This is a genomic window from Streptomyces sp. NBC_00104 (genome assembly GCF_045160825.1).
Lineage (GTDB): Bacteria > Actinomycetota > Actinomycetes > Streptomycetales > Streptomycetaceae > Streptomyces.
Window position 1 is genome coordinate 1,777,408 of record NZ_CP108215.1, and the last position, 14,596, is coordinate 1,792,003.

At 69.7% G+C, this 14,596-nt stretch carries 14 protein-coding genes and 2 pseudogenes; 8 read left to right on the forward strand and 8 right to left on the reverse strand.

Going from position 1 to position 14,596, the window contains the following annotated elements; all coding sequences use genetic code 11:
• The first annotated feature begins 66 nt into the window (after positions 1-66).
• Entirely contained in the window at positions 67-537 is a 471-nt protein-coding gene (locus OG272_RS07685; protein WP_327730689.1) for a helix-turn-helix domain-containing protein, read from the forward strand.
• Between the two features lie 112 nt (positions 538-649).
• Here the strand turns inward: OG272_RS07685 and OG272_RS07690 are convergent, their stop codons facing one another.
• Genes OG272_RS07690 through OG272_RS07700 form a run of 3 tightly spaced genes read right to left on the reverse strand, consistent with a single transcriptional unit; the run spans position 650 to position 3,506 of the window.
• The gene (locus tag OG272_RS07690) at positions 650-1,360 is read right to left on the reverse strand and encodes a cupin domain-containing protein (protein ID WP_405895996.1); all 711 of its coding nucleotides are present in this window, start codon (positions 1,358-1,360) and stop codon (positions 650-652) included.
• Positions 1,357-2,292, reverse strand: a complete 936-nt coding sequence (locus OG272_RS07695; RefSeq protein WP_327730687.1) for a PmoA family protein — start codon at positions 2,290-2,292, stop codon at positions 1,357-1,359. The genes OG272_RS07690 and OG272_RS07695 overlap by 4 nt, the downstream gene beginning before the upstream one ends.
• The gene (locus OG272_RS07700; RefSeq protein ID WP_326584251.1) at positions 2,289-3,506 is read right to left on the reverse strand and encodes a Gfo/Idh/MocA family oxidoreductase; all 1,218 of its coding nucleotides are present in this window, start codon (positions 3,504-3,506) and stop codon (positions 2,289-2,291) included. The genes OG272_RS07695 and OG272_RS07700 overlap by 4 nt, the downstream gene beginning before the upstream one ends.
• A gap of 356 nt (positions 3,507-3,862) precedes the next feature.
• On the opposite strand from OG272_RS07700, the gene OG272_RS07705 reads away from it, so the two are divergent.
• The 3 genes from OG272_RS07705 (at position 3,863) to OG272_RS07715 (ending at position 5,619) form a co-directional block, all read left to right on the forward strand.
• Positions 3,863-4,738 (forward strand): undecaprenyl-diphosphate phosphatase, encoded by an 876-nt coding sequence (locus tag OG272_RS07705; RefSeq protein ID WP_327730686.1) that lies wholly within the window; start codon positions 3,863-3,865, stop codon positions 4,736-4,738.
• A gap of 114 nt (positions 4,739-4,852) precedes the next feature.
• A complete protein-coding gene (locus tag OG272_RS07710) occupies positions 4,853-5,032 on the forward strand; it encodes a hypothetical protein (RefSeq protein WP_326584249.1) in 180 nt (59 codons plus the stop codon).
• Positions 4,990-5,619, forward strand: a complete 630-nt coding sequence (locus OG272_RS07715; RefSeq protein ID WP_405892948.1) for a chloramphenicol phosphotransferase CPT family protein — start codon at positions 4,990-4,992, stop codon at positions 5,617-5,619. The genes OG272_RS07710 and OG272_RS07715 overlap by 43 nt, the downstream gene beginning before the upstream one ends.
• 133 nt (positions 5,620-5,752) lie before the next feature.
• Here the strand turns inward: OG272_RS07715 and OG272_RS07720 are convergent, their stop codons facing one another.
• Entirely contained in the window at positions 5,753-6,493 is a 741-nt protein-coding gene (locus tag OG272_RS07720) for a glucose 1-dehydrogenase (RefSeq protein ID WP_326584247.1), read from the reverse strand.
• A gap of 249 nt (positions 6,494-6,742) precedes the next feature.
• Between OG272_RS07720 and OG272_RS07725 the strand changes: the two genes are divergently transcribed.
• Both OG272_RS07725 and OG272_RS07730 read left to right on the forward strand, forming a co-directional pair.
• On the forward strand, positions 6,743-7,711 hold the full coding sequence (locus tag OG272_RS07725) for an expansin EXLX1 family cellulose-binding protein (RefSeq protein WP_327730684.1): 969 nt from the start codon (positions 6,743-6,745) through the stop codon (positions 7,709-7,711).
• 181 nt (positions 7,712-7,892) lie between these two features.
• Positions 7,893-9,128, forward strand: coding sequence for a serine hydrolase domain-containing protein (locus OG272_RS07730; RefSeq protein ID WP_327730682.1), 1,236 nt, complete (start codon positions 7,893-7,895; stop codon positions 9,126-9,128).
• Positions 9,129-9,216: 88 nt separating this feature from the next.
• On the opposite strand, the pseudogene OG272_RS07735 reads toward OG272_RS07730, so the two are convergent.
• The 4 genes and pseudogenes from OG272_RS07735 to OG272_RS07750 all read right to left on the reverse strand — a co-directional run.
• Positions 9,217-9,675: pseudogene (locus OG272_RS07735) on the reverse strand (DUF4291 domain-containing protein); the annotation flags it as partial.
• 78 nt (positions 9,676-9,753) lie between these two features.
• Complete coding sequence (locus OG272_RS07740; protein WP_327730680.1) at positions 9,754-10,548, reverse strand: hypothetical protein; 795 nt, start codon at positions 10,546-10,548, stop codon at positions 9,754-9,756.
• A 67-nt stretch (positions 10,549-10,615) separates the two neighbouring features.
• Positions 10,616-11,382, reverse strand: a pseudogene (locus OG272_RS07745) (transposase).
• A gap of 44 nt (positions 11,383-11,426) precedes the next feature.
• Complete coding sequence (locus OG272_RS07750; RefSeq protein ID WP_327730679.1) at positions 11,427-12,152, reverse strand: hypothetical protein; 726 nt, start codon at positions 12,150-12,152, stop codon at positions 11,427-11,429.
• A 335-nt stretch (positions 12,153-12,487) separates the two neighbouring features.
• Here OG272_RS07750 and OG272_RS07755 point away from each other — a divergent pair, with 335 nt between their 5' ends.
• Together OG272_RS07755 and OG272_RS07760 are read left to right on the forward strand one after the other, a co-directional pair.
• On the forward strand, positions 12,488-13,609 hold the full coding sequence (locus OG272_RS07755) for a hypothetical protein (protein WP_328222575.1): 1,122 nt from the start codon (positions 12,488-12,490) through the stop codon (positions 13,607-13,609).
• A gap of 135 nt (positions 13,610-13,744) precedes the next feature.
• Positions 13,745-14,437, forward strand: a complete 693-nt coding sequence (locus OG272_RS07760; RefSeq protein WP_328222576.1) for a hypothetical protein — start codon at positions 13,745-13,747, stop codon at positions 14,435-14,437.
• Positions 14,438-14,596 lie beyond the last annotated feature (159 nt).

The following is a 14,596-nucleotide window of genomic DNA, read 5'->3' on the forward strand; positions in this document are numbered from 1 at the left end:
GTAGGAAATCCAAACTCACCATAGCCCTGCGAGTTGGAAAAACAAACCCTCCCCTAGACTGGCCGCATGCCCGCCTCCGGAGATCCGCGCCCCTGCTCCATCGCCGACACCCTGGCGATCGTCGGTGAGAAGTACTCCCTCCTGGTCCTGCGCGAGGTCTGCCTCGGCAACGGCCGCTTCGACCGGCTGGTCCGCAACATCGGGGCCCCGCGCGACGTGCTGGCGACCCGCCTGCGGCGCCTGGTGGACGCGGGCGTCCTGGACAAGCACGTCTACAGCGAGCGCCCGCAGCGCTTCGAGTACCGGCCCACGGAGGCGGGTCTCGAACTGGAGCCGGTCCTGATGACGCTCATGGCGTGGGGCGACCGCCATCTCCGGAAGGACGACGAGCGTCCCATGGTGATCGAGCACAGCTGCGGCGACGAACTGGTCCCGACGGTCACCTGCGCGTCCTGCGGCGGCGAGGTGCGCCACGAGGGCCTCACGGCGCACCCGCAGTCCCCCGGCTGGTCGGTATCAGGGCCGACGGCAAGGTGAGACGCCGGATCACACGAGCGCACCGAAGGGGCGCGGGGAACTGCGCGACAAGCCACACACACCCCGCAGCCGCCACACCGCGGCACTCCCCCAGCGCGAAGGCGCCCGGCGCTCAATCCCCCTTGTAGACGTCCAACCGCCCACACATCCCGAACTTCCCGTAAGCGGAAGGCTCCTCGGCCCGTACGACAGCGTCGGCGAGGTGTGACAAGTCCCCCCGCTCCAGCCGGTCCAACTGCTCCCCGGTCGCGGCGGCAGCCGCCCGCGCACCCCGCTCCCAGCGCGCCCGCCACTGCGCGAGCCGAGGCCGTACGAGCGCGGCGGCGGCCCGGTGGAACGCGGCGAGCGGCTCGGGGCCGGAGGCGTCGCGCAGCGCCCGGTAGCCCTCCAGGGCGAGGTCGCGCCGGGCCAGGGCGACGCGCTCCTGCTCCTCCTCCGGGGCGTCCACCGGGATGCGGGTGGCGGCGGCGTACGTCTCCGGGTCGGTCAAGTACTCCGGGGGCAGGGTGAGGACGGCGTCGCCCGCCTCCGGCAGCCCGTTGTTCTGCATGAGGACGGTGATCCGCAGATCGTCCTCGTTGACCAGCCGGTGGATGGTGCCGGGCGTGAACCAGGCGACCGTCCCGGGCGCCAGCGGCGTGACCTCGTACCCGGAGGTCGTCAGCGTCTGCACCGCGCCACGCCCCCCGGTGACGACATACGCCTCCGAACAGGTCAGATGCATATGGGGAGTTCCGCCGCAGACCCCGTCCGCGGCGGGCCAGTCGTACACGGACAGGTGCGAGACGGCGACCCCGCCCGGCAGTCCCTCGTAGCCGTTCACCACGGGTGCGCCTCAAGGTACTTGGCGATCTCCTCCCGCTCCCAGGCCCCGTCCGCGACGACGACCCGGTAGCGGCGGGTGAGCGTGTCGCCGGGAGCCAGCTCCAGCTCCTCGAAGAACGCCCAGGAGGGGGCGACGGCGGCGAACGGCTCGATGCGGACGAACCAGTGCGCGGGGTGGGCGCCCAGGTCTCCGGTGTGGTCGTTCTCCGGCGCGTGCGCGAAGACGAGCGTGGCGTGTCCGTCGGTGCCGTCGTGCTCGCCCGAGTACGCCAGCCAGGGCGCCTGCTCGCCCATCAGCTCGGGCCCCTCGGAGTCGGGGCCGATGATCCGCCCGTCCCGGAAGGCGCGCGGGCCGCGCCAGAACAGGCCCGTGTAGCCGGCCATCTCCCGCCCGGCGGTGGTGGGACTGCCGAACAGCAGCGGCTCGTCCCGGCGGTTGGTGATCGCGCTCGTCCAGGTCAGCGCCCAGGAGCCGGACTCCGTGTCCACGTCGTGGATCTCGATCCGGCGCTCCTCGTCGGCCCACAGCTCCCCGGTGTGCGGGTGCCAGGTCAGCCGCTCGGCGATCACGACCCGCTCGCCGTCCGACTCGACGACGTCGAAGCCGACGTGCGCCATCGAACCGACCCGCTCCGGAAGCGGCAGGTAACCCTCTCCGTGCACATACGAGTTGCCGCCCCACAGGTTCTGGCCCGACAGGTGCGAGGCCGTCAGCTGCAGGCCCTTGTGCCAGCGGTGGTCGTTGGGCCGGAAGTCGGTGACGACGTCCCCGGCCAGCGTCCGGATCGGGTGCAGATACGGCTTCGGCGCCTCCCAGGCCGCCTCCGGCCGGTAGACGTAGCTCAACAGCTCGACGCCGGTGGCGGGTTCGGTGACCGTGATCCGGTCGCCGTGGGCGTGGACGACGCGCAGCCCGTCGTGGAAGGTCATGCCGTGATCTCCTCGGTCGCGTCGGCGGACACCTGGGCGGTTCCGGGCGCCCACCCGGGGGCGCCTCCGTGCATGGCCGTGTAGTACGGGTCCCCGGGCCCGATCTCCCCCCGCCGTACGGTCGCGCCCGTGAACGCCGACTTGTACAGCGCGGCGATCAGCTCCAGGCTCGTACGCCCGTCCGCGCCGCTGCTGCGCGGCCGCTCGCCGGCGCGCATGCTGGCCACGAGTTCACGCAGCTGGGCGAGGTGCGAGCTCGGTACGTCCTCGCCGAAGTCCCGCCAGGCCGCCGCGTCCGCCTCCGGGGTGCCCGGAGCGGGGGTGATGGACCAGTTCGCGTTGGAGTGGCCGTACAGATGGGTCAGTTCGACGGTGGCGCGCTCGCAGTCGACGCGGATACGGCTGACCTCGTCGGGGCTGAGGACGCTGTTGACGACGGTGGCCAGGGCTCCGCTCTCGAAGCGGACGAGGGCCGTCGAGACGTCCTCGGTCTCCACGTCGTGGACCAGTCGCCCGGCCATGGCCCGGACCTCGCTCCACGGGCCGAGCAGATCGAGCATCAGGTCCATCTGGTGGATGCCGTGGCCCATCGCGGGCCCGCCGCCCTCGGTCTGCCAGCGGCCGCGCCAGGGCACGGCGTAGTAGGCGGTGTTCCGGTACCAGGTGGTCTGGCAGTGCGCGACGAGCGGGCGCCCGAGGCTCTGCTCGGCGATCAGCTTCCGTACGTGCCGCGCACCCGATCCGAAGCGGTGCTGGAAGACGATCGAGGCGTACGGCCCCCCGGTCTCCGCGCCTTCCTCCGCCTCGACGGCGTCGAAGTCGGCCAGCGTCGGGACCGGCGGCTTCTCGCACCACACCCAGGCGCCGGCCCGCAGCGCGGCGATCGTCTGGTCGCGGTGCAGGGTCGGCGGGGTGCAGACACTGACCAGGTCGGGCCGTTGCTCCGCCAGCATCCGGTCCAGATCGGTGTAGCCGTGCGGGATGCCGTGCTCCGCGCAGAACTTCGCCACCGCGTCGGCGTCGATGTCGACGGCCGCGACGACCTCGGTCTCGCCCTCTTCGGCGAGCCGCGCGAGCGCGGGCAGGTGCGAGCCGCCGCCGATGGCGCCGATGCCGATGATCGCGGCACGGACACGGCGGCCGGCGAGCGGGGCGGGGGGACGGGCCGGCAGGTGGTCCGGAGTCGGGCTCGGGTCGTTGCTGGGTGTGGGCATGGACGTGATCAGCACTCCATCGAACGTGACGTCGGACGTTGGCCAACGCCTGGTGGCGGGGGCTCCGGCGGAACGGCGACCCTCGCAACGGCAAGCGCTTTCCTCGCCAGCAACGTATGTGCGGACATAGTGACTGGTCAACACCACGGATCCGGCCGTTCCACGCCTCGGAACGTCCACGCTCCACCCGCCCGCCGCACACCCTTCACGCGCCCCCCGCCCGGCCCTGCGAAACCCCTGTGACAGCCCTGTCTTCAAGGGGCGCTAGGCTGCCCCCAGCACCTGTGATCACCCGCCCCGCGGCGCGGCACGTCTCCGTCGGCCCTCCACGATCAGCGCTTGGACCACGTAACTTCATGTCTTGGTTTGAATCCCTCATCCTCGGACTCGTCCAGGGGCTGACCGAATTCCTCCCCGTCTCCTCCAGCGCGCATCTGCGCCTGACGGCGGCCTTCTCCGGCTGGGAGGACCCGGGCGCGGCCTTCACCGCGATCACCCAGATCGGTACCGAGGCCGCGGTGCTGATCTACTTCCGCAAGGACATCGCCAACATCATCTCGGCGTGGTCCCGCTCCTTGTTCGACAAGGAGATGCGCAGCGACAACGACGCCCAGATGGGCTGGCTGGTGATCGTCGGCTCCATCCCGATCGGTGTCCTCGGGGTGACCCTCAAGGACCAGATCGAGGGCCCGTTCCGTGATCTGCGCCTCACGGCGACCATGCTGATCGTCATGGGCATCGTGCTGGGCGTGGCGGACCGTCTGGCCGCGCGCGACGAGACCGGTGGCAAGCACCGCGCCGCCAAGGAGCGCAAGGGCCTCGAACAGCTCAGCGTCAAGGACGGCCTGATCTTCGGCCTCTGCCAGGCCATGGCCCTCATCCCCGGCGTCTCCCGCTCCGGCGCGACCATCAGCGGCGGCCTCCTCATGGGCTACAAGCGCGAGGCCGCGGCCCGCTACTCCTTCCTCCTCGCCATCCCCGCCGTGATCGCCTCGGGCGGCTACGAGCTCAAGGACGCGATGGAGGGTGGCCACGTCTCCTGGGGCCCGACGATCTTCGCCACGGTCATCGCCTTCTTCGTCGGTTACGCGGTCATCGCGTGGTTCATGAAGTTCATCTCCACCAAGAGCTTCATGCCGTTCGTCTGGTACCGCATCGCCCTCGGCATCGTCATCGTCGTCCTGGTCTCCCTGGGCGTCCTGAGCCCGCACGCGGGCGAGTCGGCGGGCTGACCGGCCCGTCCAGAGCAGCCCGTTCCTCCCCAACTCCCCTCAGTGACCAACCACATACGGCATCCGTAGCCGAGCGGTAGCGCACGGTCAGTCCTGACGCCTACTCTTGTCCGCATGTCCCCCGATTCCCCCGTCCGTGGTTCCGTGCGGTCCGCCGCCGACTTGAACGACCAGATCCGAGCCCTGTGGCAGCACGCGGGAGGCTCACTCTCGGCACAGGAGCGGGCGGAGTACGAACTGCTGGTCGCGAAATGGGCGGCCGCGATCCGCGGAGACGTCATCGAGGCAGCGTGAGCCCGGCGGAACAGGCCGCCGGCGAGCAGACCCGCGCCCCCGGCGGCCTGATCATCTTCCTGAACGGCACGTCCAGTTCGGGGAAGTCGAGCATCGCCGCGGAATTGCTGCGCATCCTGGACGAGCCGTACTTCCACCTTCCGGTCGACGCGTTCCACGCCATGCGTACGCGTCAGGAGATGCCACCCGAGCAGCTCAACGCCGTTCTGCACAACACCTGGCGGGGCTATCACCGCGCGATCGCCGGCATGGCGGCCGCGGGCAACAACATCGTCATGGACCACGTCCTGAGCGCGGAATGGCGACTGCGGGACTGCCTCGACCTCTTCGTGCCGCAGGACGTCGTGTTCGTGGGCGTGCACTGCGACCGCGCCGAGCTCGAACGACGTGAACGGGGGCGGGGCGACCGGCCGTCGGGGCTGGCTGCGCGCCAGTTGGGGCAGGTGCACGCGCACGGGCTCTACGACGTCGAGTGCGACACCGGCCGGGCGGACCCGCTCCGATGCGCCTCGCTCATCAAGGAGTTCCTGGCCGACCGGCCCACGCCGACCGCGTTCCAGCGACTGCTCGACAAGCGGCGCGGCTGACGGCCACCGGCCCGCCGAGGGCTCCGAGGGCTCCGAGGGCTCCGAGGGTGCCCCGAAGGGGCGCGGGGAACTGCCCGAGCAACCAAACCGCACACGACCCGCCGCCCGCCACCAAACCGAGCCCCACGGCGCTTCACCGGCCGCCCGACACCCGCAGCACCGCTCCCGTCGTGTACGAGGCCTCCGGGGACATGAGCCAGGCGATGGCCGAGGCGATCTCGTCGGCGCGGCCGGGACGGCGGAGGGGGACGGAGGCCGCGATGCGGTCGGGGCGTTCCGGGTCGCCCATCCTCGCGTGGATCTCGGTGTCGATGACCCCGGGCGCGACCGCGTTGACACGGATCCCGTCGGGACCGAGCTCCTTCGCCAGCCCCGTCGTGAGCGCGTCGACCGCGGCCTTGGTCGCCGCGTAGTGGACGTACTCGCCGGGACTGCCCAGCGTGGCCGCCGCCGAGGACACGTTCACGATGGCCCCGCTCCCCCCGGCCGACATCACCCTGGCCGCTCGGCGCGAACACAGCAGCACACCGAGGAGGTTGACCTCCACCACCCGTCGCAGCACATCCGTGTCGGTGTCGGCCAGCCTCCCGAACGGGCCCGTCATCCCGGCGTTGTTGACCAGCCCCGTCACCGGCCCGAGCCGCTCCGCCGTCGTCTCGAACAGCCGGTCCACATCGGCCTCCACCGACGTGTCCGCCCTGACCGTGACACAGCGCGCCCCGTTCGCCCGCACTCCCGTGGCGATCCACTCGGCGGCCGCCCCGTCGTGCACGTACCCCACGACCACATCGTGCCCGTCCGCCGCGAGCCGCAGGCAGGTCGCGGCACCGATCCCCCGGCTCCCACCCGTCACCACCGTGACCGGACGTGACATCCCGAACCTCCCTGAGACAACGGACGTACGACACACGACAAACGACGTACGTCGGGCGACGCCCGCCGACGACGTTCCGCGGCCGAGCGCGGCGACCGATCATCCTACGGTCGCAGCCCTGCCTCCCTGCCCCATCGAGGCAACCATTCCCGCCCCGGCGGCAACCGATGAGTGGCAAGCTCCTTTCACGCGAGCCCCACACGCATCACGCTTTCTCCCGAACCGCTCATGGAATCGAAGGACTTGAACGTGGCAGCCCGTTCCCACCGCTCCTCCCGTACTCCCCAGCGGCGCACCGCCCTCATATCCGTCGCCGCCGTGGCCGCCGTCGGGCTCGCCGCGTCGCTCGTCATCGCCTTCGGCCCCGACCGCGAGACCGGCACCGAAGCCTCCGGGAAGGCCGGGGCCGCACCCGTGGCGACCACCCCCCGGGCGACCGGTCCGTCCTCCGACGCACCGGAGCGGAAGCCCTCCGCCACACCCTCGAAGTCCCCGTCCCCGTCGGCCTCGAAGACCACCCCGTCCGCGACCCCGTCGACCGAGCCCACCCGGCCGAAGCCGGCCGCCACCCGGCGGGCCGGGTCCGCCTCGGGACAGCTGGCGGGACGTATCCGTCCCGGGGTCGACTACGAAGGGGTCGCCACCTTCTACGACGCCGGGACGGGCGAGGGCGGCGCCTGCTCGTACGGCCCGAGCGACGACGTCATGACGGCGGCCATGAACACCACCGACTACGAGGTCTCCAAGGCCTGCGGGGCGTATGTGCGCGTCCGCGCGGCGGGCGGCGCCGCCGTCACCGTCCGGATCACCAACGAGTGCCCGTCGCCCTGCCGACCCGGCCAACTCGACCTCAGCGCACAGGCCTTCGCCAAGCTCGCCGCCCCCTCACGCGGCCAGATACCGATCACCTGGAGCCTGCTGAGCCCCGGCACGTCCGACACACTCTCGATCCGGTACAAGACCGGGTCCAGCCAGTACTGGTGCGGCATCCAGGTGATCGGTCACCGGAACCCGGTGGCACGGCTGGAGGTCCGCGACGGCGGCGGCTGGGCCCCGCTGCCCCGGACCGAGTACAACTACTTCCTCTCCGAGCAGGGCGGCGGGTGCGGCGGCGCGCTCCGGATCACCGACATCTACGGAGAGCGGCTGACCGTCGAGGGGATCGCGGTGCGACCGGACGTCGTACAGCCGACCGGGGTGCAGTTCGCCGCGCGCTGACCGCGCCGCCGCCTCCGCCGCCTCCCCCCGCCTCCGCCACCTCCCCCAGCCTGTGGCACCTCCGCCACCGACATCAGGTCGCGGAGCCGATCGGCCGGATAGAGCAAGCTCGGCGAGCGCGTGACCGTGGTCCCGGCCGATGCTGAGGGTGCCCCTGACCGCCGATCCTCCCGGGACCCCCATGCCACTCACGCCCGCTTCCCGCCCACGCTCCCGTACCCGTACCCATACCCGTACGGGTCACCGTTCCCACCTCCGCCTCTGCCTCGTCGCCCTGCTCGGCGCCTCCTGCCTCGGCGGCCTGCTCCTCGCCCCTGCGGCGGGCGCCGCCGACGGCGGCTCCGACGGCGGGAGCGAGCGCGCCCTGCGACGACAGCTCGAAGAGCTGGTCGCCACGCCCGGAGGTCCGCCAGGTGTGATCGTCGTCCTGCAACGGGACCGTACGTCACGTGTCCTGCGCGCCGGTGTCGCCGACCTGGCGACCGGCCGTCCGATCGAGCCCACCGACCACATGCGGATCGCCAGTACGGCGAAGGCCTTCAGCGGCGCCGTGGCGCTGCGTCTGGTGCAGCAGGGTGCGCTCGACCTCGACAGCACCATCGGCCGCACCCTGCCGCGGCTGCCGCGCGCCTGGCGGTCGGTCACCCTCCGCCAGTTGCTGAACCACACCAGCGGACTGCCCGACTACACCGAGGACCCGGAATTCCTGGAACTCCTCCTGGCGGACCCTCGCCGTACCTTCGACCCCCGCCGGCTGCTGGACTTCGTCGCGGACGAACCGCTGCGCTTCCGCCCGGGCTCGCAGTACCGGTACTCCAACTCCGACAACATCGCCGTCGCACTGATGGCGGAGGCGGCGACCCACAGGCCCTACGAGGAGCTCCTGAGCCGGATCGTCTACCGGCCCCTCGGCCTCCGCGACACCAGCCTGCCCCTGGGCTACGAGATGCCGGAGCCGTACATGCACGGCTACGCCGTCGAGCCGCCCGCGCCGCCGGAGGACGTCAGCGAAGCGCTCAGCGCGTCCGGTGTGTGGGCCTCGGGCGGGATCGTCTCCACGCCGCGTGACATGACGCGGTTCATCCGCGGCTACGCCGCCGGAGAGCTGACGTCGAGAGCGGTTCTGCGCGAGCAGCGCCGCTGGATCGAGGGGGCCTCCGAACCGGCCGGTCCCGGCCGTAACACGGCGGGACTCGCCATCTTCCGCTACGACACCCGCTGCGGAGTGGTGCTGGGGCACACCGGGAACTTCCCCGGCTACACCCAGCTGATCGCCGCGACGCCCGACGGCCGGAAGTCCCTCACCTTCTCGCTCACCACCCAGGTGAACAAGACGCTCGACCCCGACCTCGTGGAGAAGCTCCGCACGATCGAGGAGAACGCGGTCTGCGCACTGCTCGGCCGACAGCCCGGCTGAGCCCGCCCTGCTTCGGGCTCAGCGGCGCGGAGGGGCCGGCACCCGATTCGGGCTCAGCGGCACAGAGGGGCTGGCACCCGCTTCGGGCTCAGCGGCGCAGAGGGGCCAGCACCTCGTCCGCGACGGGGTACGGCCACTCCTCGGGCAGCAGGGCGGTGGCCGCGTCCAGGTCACCCGCCCGTACGAGGCCGTGAACTTGCCTGGCGAGCGGCGTCACGTCCTCGATGCCGACGATCCACTCGTCCGCGTACCGTGCCGCCGCCTCACCCGACAGCCCCAGCTGCAACGAGCGGTACGGCAGCGTGGTGAGGCGCAGGTCGCGCTCGGGGTCCCACTGCACCCGGGCGGGCGACCGGCGCAGCTCCCGCTGCCAGGCGGCCCGGTTCTCGTGCACCTCCGGGACGTAGTGCGAGAGGCAGGAGTTGCGCAGGGCCCACTCGAAGCCGTCGCGGCCGATCTCGACGGCCAGCACCGTCTCCTGGCCCTCCTTCAGACCCCAGCCGCAGCGGTACATCATCCACAGGAAGGACGGCTTGATCCAGGTCAAGCAGTGTTCACAGCCCTTTACGCCAAGGGTGTTCGGGCTGGTTTTCCATGACCGTGCCTCTGCGGACGCTGGGCAACATCAGCCGCGTCGCTGCCACCAGCGCCGCTTGCGCTCGATCGTCTGGGGACGAGTTGCGGTCCCGTCAAAGGCCGGCGGGGTGTTCGAGGGGAGGGAGTTCAGAGCGGCGCGGATGCGATCGAAGGGGGCAATCCCGTGTTGACCGTCGACGGGCAGGGCCACGCCGACGCAGACCAGCTTGAAACTGTTCCCGCCGAGGCGAGCGCCAATGAATACCGGTGCGCCCACGCACCCTTGCGGCAGGTCGCCGACCCATTGGAGGGCGCCGTCGCTGGTGCGCACAACCTGGCCGACCACGACAGCCTGTTCCCGGTCGCCGTCTTCGGTGATGTGGCCCAGCACGTAGGCCGCGACCGGCGCCTCACCAAGGTCGGCGATGTCCTCTTCCGTGGCGGCGATGCCGTCGGTGATCTCGTCGGTCGTCCAACTCCATCCCTTGCGAGCGCCGTGCGCGTGCAATCCGGTGGTGGGCATGACCGCCACCCCCAGGTCGCCGAGATGGGTCCACCCCTCCGCGAAGTCGATCATCATCAGCTTCTCTGCGCTCATCGCGGGCGTGCACAAATCCGGACGCAGGGTGAACTCGGCCAACTCCACTCTCGCCGGCCCGCTGGCGGTCACCAGGTACTGCCGGATGACCTCCTCCTCGCCGGTCGTCTCCACGAGCTCGTTGAACCAGAAGGCCGTGGCGTGTTGTTCATCCCGGTTCGCTCGCTGGAAGGGAAGCGTCGAGCGTCCGGCGTGACTGACTATGGCGTCGATGGCCGCGTCATGAAAGTCGGGAAGGTCGGACACAGTTCGAGAGACTAAGGGCTGTCCCGCAAATGATCTTTGACGCGCGGGAGGACCCGTCGGTCGTGTGTCATCCAGTGAGGGTGAGGTTGTGCAGTCGGGCGATGCCGAGCATGGTGTGGTGGATGCCGTCACCTTTGAGGCGGCAGTCGCGGAGGATCTTCCAGGTCTTCATACGGGCGAAGGTGTGCTCGACGCGGGCGCGGACCTGCTTGTGGGACTTGTTGTGCGCCTGCTTCCAGTCGGGTAGTCCCTCGCCCTTGCGGCGGCGGTGCGGCATGACGAGTCCGGTGCCCGGATAGCCGCCATCGGCGATGGTCATGGCGGTGCCGACGGCGGCCTTCGCGCCGGATTCCTCCCACGCCTTGCAGTCGCTGCGGTCTCCCGGAAGAGGCCGACCGACCGCGACGACCAAGCGGGTGTCGGCGTCGATGACGACCTGGTGGTTGGTCGGGTAGCGGTGGTTCTTCGACTGTTCAGCGACGCTGTGGTCGCGAGTGGGCACCAGGGTTCCGTCCACGATCAGGACGGCATCCCTGCGGAACCGTTTGCGGGACTGGAGCGCGAGCGACGGGCCAAGATGATCGATGATACGGTCGGCTGCGGACTTCGACACCCCGAACAGCGGCGCCAACTGCCGCATTGTCAGGTTGGTCCGCCAGTACGCGGTGACAGCAGCACCCGGTCCTCCAGCGGCAGGCTCCAGGGCCGCCCCCTGCGCACAGGGCCCACGCCCCTTCTCCGCAATGCGGTGACCAGTCTGCCGAACTGACGTGGGTTCAGCCCGGTGAACGGGACTATCCAGGACGGCTCGGGCGCCGTGATCACTCCTGTCATACGGAGAGCATCTCGCGCGACGGCCTCCACCCCCGCGGACTTGCCTATGCGGACTGCAACTCGCGAACTCGAGCACGGAAGATACGCCAGCGCCGCTCGTTGTCATGCACCAGCATCGCCGACTCCGCCATAAGGTCCGCCGCCCGATCCAGCAGTTCGGAAGCCGAATGCAGGTAGGCGGGGGCCCGTCGTTCACCTGCCAGGTCGGCCCGTAGTGCCGCCGGCGCGAAGTCGACCTTGGCCAGCAAGTCAAGGGCGCGCCGCAGCAGCCGCGCGATCAGGGACTGCAGGGCAGCCGACTGCCAGTCATTGGAGATGATCCGGTGCCGTTCCCCGAGCAGGTCGGCCAGCGCGGGGTAGGCGGCCAAGCTCCCCGCGATCTCCCAGGCCTGCTCCATCGCCTGAGTCAGCCAGGCACCCGTCTGTTCGGCGTCATCCGCGACCTGTCGGACCTCACGCTTCAACCGTTGCAATTCGGCCGGCTCGCCCTCACCCTCCATGAACAGGACTCCCGATTCCGCGACGAGTCCGGGGGCATTCAGGTCCTCCGCACCAGTGAACCCGACCTCCGACGCCTGCTCGCCCACGCTGACCTCGCTCCACCGGTCGGCCAGCGCCTTCAGCACCCGAGAGCGCGCCTGTAGCTCACTGGCCTGCCGCAACGGCGCCTGAGAGTAGTACTCCTCATGCTCTCGATGGAACCGCGCGAGATTGCCGATCAACTGCAGGAGCGACTCAGGAGGGCTGACCTGCGCTTCGTTCTCAGCCATGCCGACAGTCTGCACCGCTCGCACGCGCACAGATGCCGAGGCACACGCCCGCCGCAGCGGATTCCAGCCATCTGTCACACAGAGATCATTTGCGGGGGTCCTTAGCACAGGGTGCGCTTCTACCGAGCAGCAGGCGGGTCAGGCCCTCTACCGCCCTCGGGTCTCAACCTTCGGTGTCGGCAACGCGCAGGGGTCTGTCAACGTGGCTCGGTGATTCATGTCAAACCCTGTTGACATACCTCTTGCCAGGCTGCGGGCAGCCCGTGGAACGGAGTCACCATCCAGCCGTCCTGGAAGATGTGCGCATGGTTGAGCACAGTTCCCCGATACCTCTCATGTCACTCCTGAACGACATGCAGGCGCTTGCGCTCTCCGGTGACGCAACGACCAGCGACAGCTACACCTTCGGCAGCAACACCGCCGTCATCGGTAGCGCCGGAACGGTGATCATCGTGGAAGCAGGAGATGCACTCAACAGGAGCAGCGTGTGGAACGCCGAGGAGGTCCGATTGCTCGGCCCGGCTCCGACGCCAGTCAGAGAACGACTTGTGGATCGGCCAGGGGAATGGGGCACGAGCGACGCGAGGTTGCCTGTCCATCTGATGGCCCGTCTACCGCAAGGCCTCGTGTATCTCGGCACCGGCACCGTGGCTCAAGCCGGAACGGAACTGCGTCCGGGCCATGCCGAGCACATCCTCACCGACTGCGTTCTTCGGCTCGACACCGCACTGAGCAGGCCCGACCTGGACCGGGTCCGTCCCGTGCTTCCTCCGCCGGATCTCCCGGGCCTGGAGTGGCTGAGCAACGTGAACCGCGACAGAAGGACCGCGCTCGAACAGTTCTTGACCGGCTGGTACCCGGCGATGTCCGAGGCCCTCGAAACACCATCGGTACAGGCTCCCGCGCTCGACCTGCCGGAAGGACTGAGGTACTTCTACCACCTGTCACAGCGTCACCCGGATGCCCTCGGAGTGCAGAACCGGATCCTTCCCGCGGCCAAGCTCGGGACCGACCATGACGGGCTGATCGTCTTCGGCGAAGAGAACCAGGGAGGGTTCGTCTGGGCGATGGCGCGGACGCCAGATGGGCCCGCAGCCGATCCGACCGTCTGGTTCCGGGGGTACGACGAGCCTCCCGTCGCCGAACAGGAGCCGCTCAGCGGCTTCCTCCTCCAGTTCGCTCTCTTCGAAGCCGCAATGGGAGCCGACTACCTGGCACTCCCCCACGAACCAACCGCGCAACAGGTCCAACGGCTGACCGAGGGACTGCACCCCGTGCCCCTGCGTCCCTTCTGTCCGTGGTACCCAACCCGGTTCTATGTGGCTTCAGGGCTCATTTTGCACGTCTCGGGCCCAGCAGGTGACGACAGCTTCAGCGTCTGGGCCGGCGCTACCCACCGCAGCGCCCTCGCCCCATTGGCCGATGCGGCGATCGAGTGGAACCAGTTCGACGGGTGACCTCACTTCGCCCCGTCGTTGCCCGGCCGCACAACACGGACGCGGGTCTGTGAACGCGGCTTGATGACGCATGTCGAGCCTCGTTCACAGACCCCACCCGCCGTGATCGAAGGGGGAACGTCTGCCCTCTTCTGCATGGCGGGCGGCTACCACCAGCATTGTCTCGACCGGAACATCAACCGCCGCGACAGGACCGCGCCTCCTGTCCTATTGATGTGGCCTTGGCCACGGGGGAGTTTCGTCATCGACCCTGATCTCCTGGCGGCTCTGTGGAGAGAACGGCATCCGTCGGGCCCTCCCGTCGCTCACACGTTTCGCACCAGGTACGCGGATCGCTGGGTTCGCTTCCACAGCCTCCCCGGCTCGAAGCGCTACCCGGAGTCCGGGGACGAGTACGCGATCGTGCTGGACCGGTACAACACGATCCTCGACGAGTTGTTCGCGGACACTGATGTGTTCGTGGTGACGATGGACTGGTCGGACACACCGACCGGGCCCCCGGGCTACTCGACGCCACGGCCGACACTGCACCCGGACAGCATCCGCTGGTGGACCGAGTCGGACCAGGATGACCCCGACCCGGAGTTCCACACCCACACGCGTCTGTACGCCGACCGACGACGGTGGAGTCACGGCTGCATCGACGGGCTGTTGCGAGCAGTCGCGGACGAAGCGCTCGTCGAAGTCTTCATCGCCGACACGGAACTGCGCCATATCCACCATCCCTACGACGGCGGCGCAGACGTCATCCTTGCCACGCCCGCAGAGCGTGACCGTGTGCGCGACCGACACACAGACTGGCTTTCGATCCACCCAGCCGGCCTCTGAGAACCGCAGTGACTCCGTCTCCGGCCGACGCTCAGCGGTCTGGGAACGCTGCTCGACGTTGTCAAGTGGTGTTCACAGCTCCGAGACGGTTCCACCCCTTGAAATCGACACTGCCGACGCCGATCGTCTGGGCACTGCCACCCAGGACAAAAATCAATG

Excerpts from the sequence above, each read along its gene's own strand:
- OG272_RS07730 (WP_327730682.1), top strand. The coding sequence starts at position 7,893 with ATGCCACTCACGCCCGCTTCCCGCCCACGCTCCCGTACCCGTACCCAT.
- OG272_RS07695 (WP_327730687.1), bottom strand. The coding sequence starts at position 2,292 with ATGACCTTCCACGACGGGCTGCGCGTCGTCCACGCCCACGGCGACCGG.
- OG272_RS07700 (WP_326584251.1), bottom strand. The coding sequence starts at position 3,506 with ATGCCCACACCCAGCAACGACCCGAGCCCGACTCCGGACCACCTGCCG.
- OG272_RS07705 (WP_327730686.1), top strand. The coding sequence starts at position 3,863 with ATGTCTTGGTTTGAATCCCTCATCCTCGGACTCGTCCAGGGGCTGACC.
- OG272_RS07720 (WP_326584247.1), bottom strand. The coding sequence starts at position 6,493 with ATGTCACGTCCGGTCACGGTGGTGACGGGTGGGAGCCGGGGGATCGGT.
- OG272_RS07710 (WP_326584249.1), top strand. The coding sequence starts at position 4,853 with ATGTCCCCCGATTCCCCCGTCCGTGGTTCCGTGCGGTCCGCCGCCGAC.
- OG272_RS07685 (WP_327730689.1), top strand. The coding sequence starts at position 67 with ATGCCCGCCTCCGGAGATCCGCGCCCCTGCTCCATCGCCGACACCCTG.
- OG272_RS07715 (WP_405892948.1), top strand. The coding sequence starts at position 4,990 with ATGGGCGGCCGCGATCCGCGGAGACGTCATCGAGGCAGCGTGAGCCCG.
- OG272_RS07755 (WP_328222575.1), top strand. The coding sequence starts at position 12,488 with ATGTCACTCCTGAACGACATGCAGGCGCTTGCGCTCTCCGGTGACGCA.
- OG272_RS07760 (WP_328222576.1), top strand. The coding sequence starts at position 13,745 with ATGGCGGGCGGCTACCACCAGCATTGTCTCGACCGGAACATCAACCGC.
- OG272_RS07750 (WP_327730679.1), bottom strand. The coding sequence starts at position 12,152 with ATGGCTGAGAACGAAGCGCAGGTCAGCCCTCCTGAGTCGCTCCTGCAG.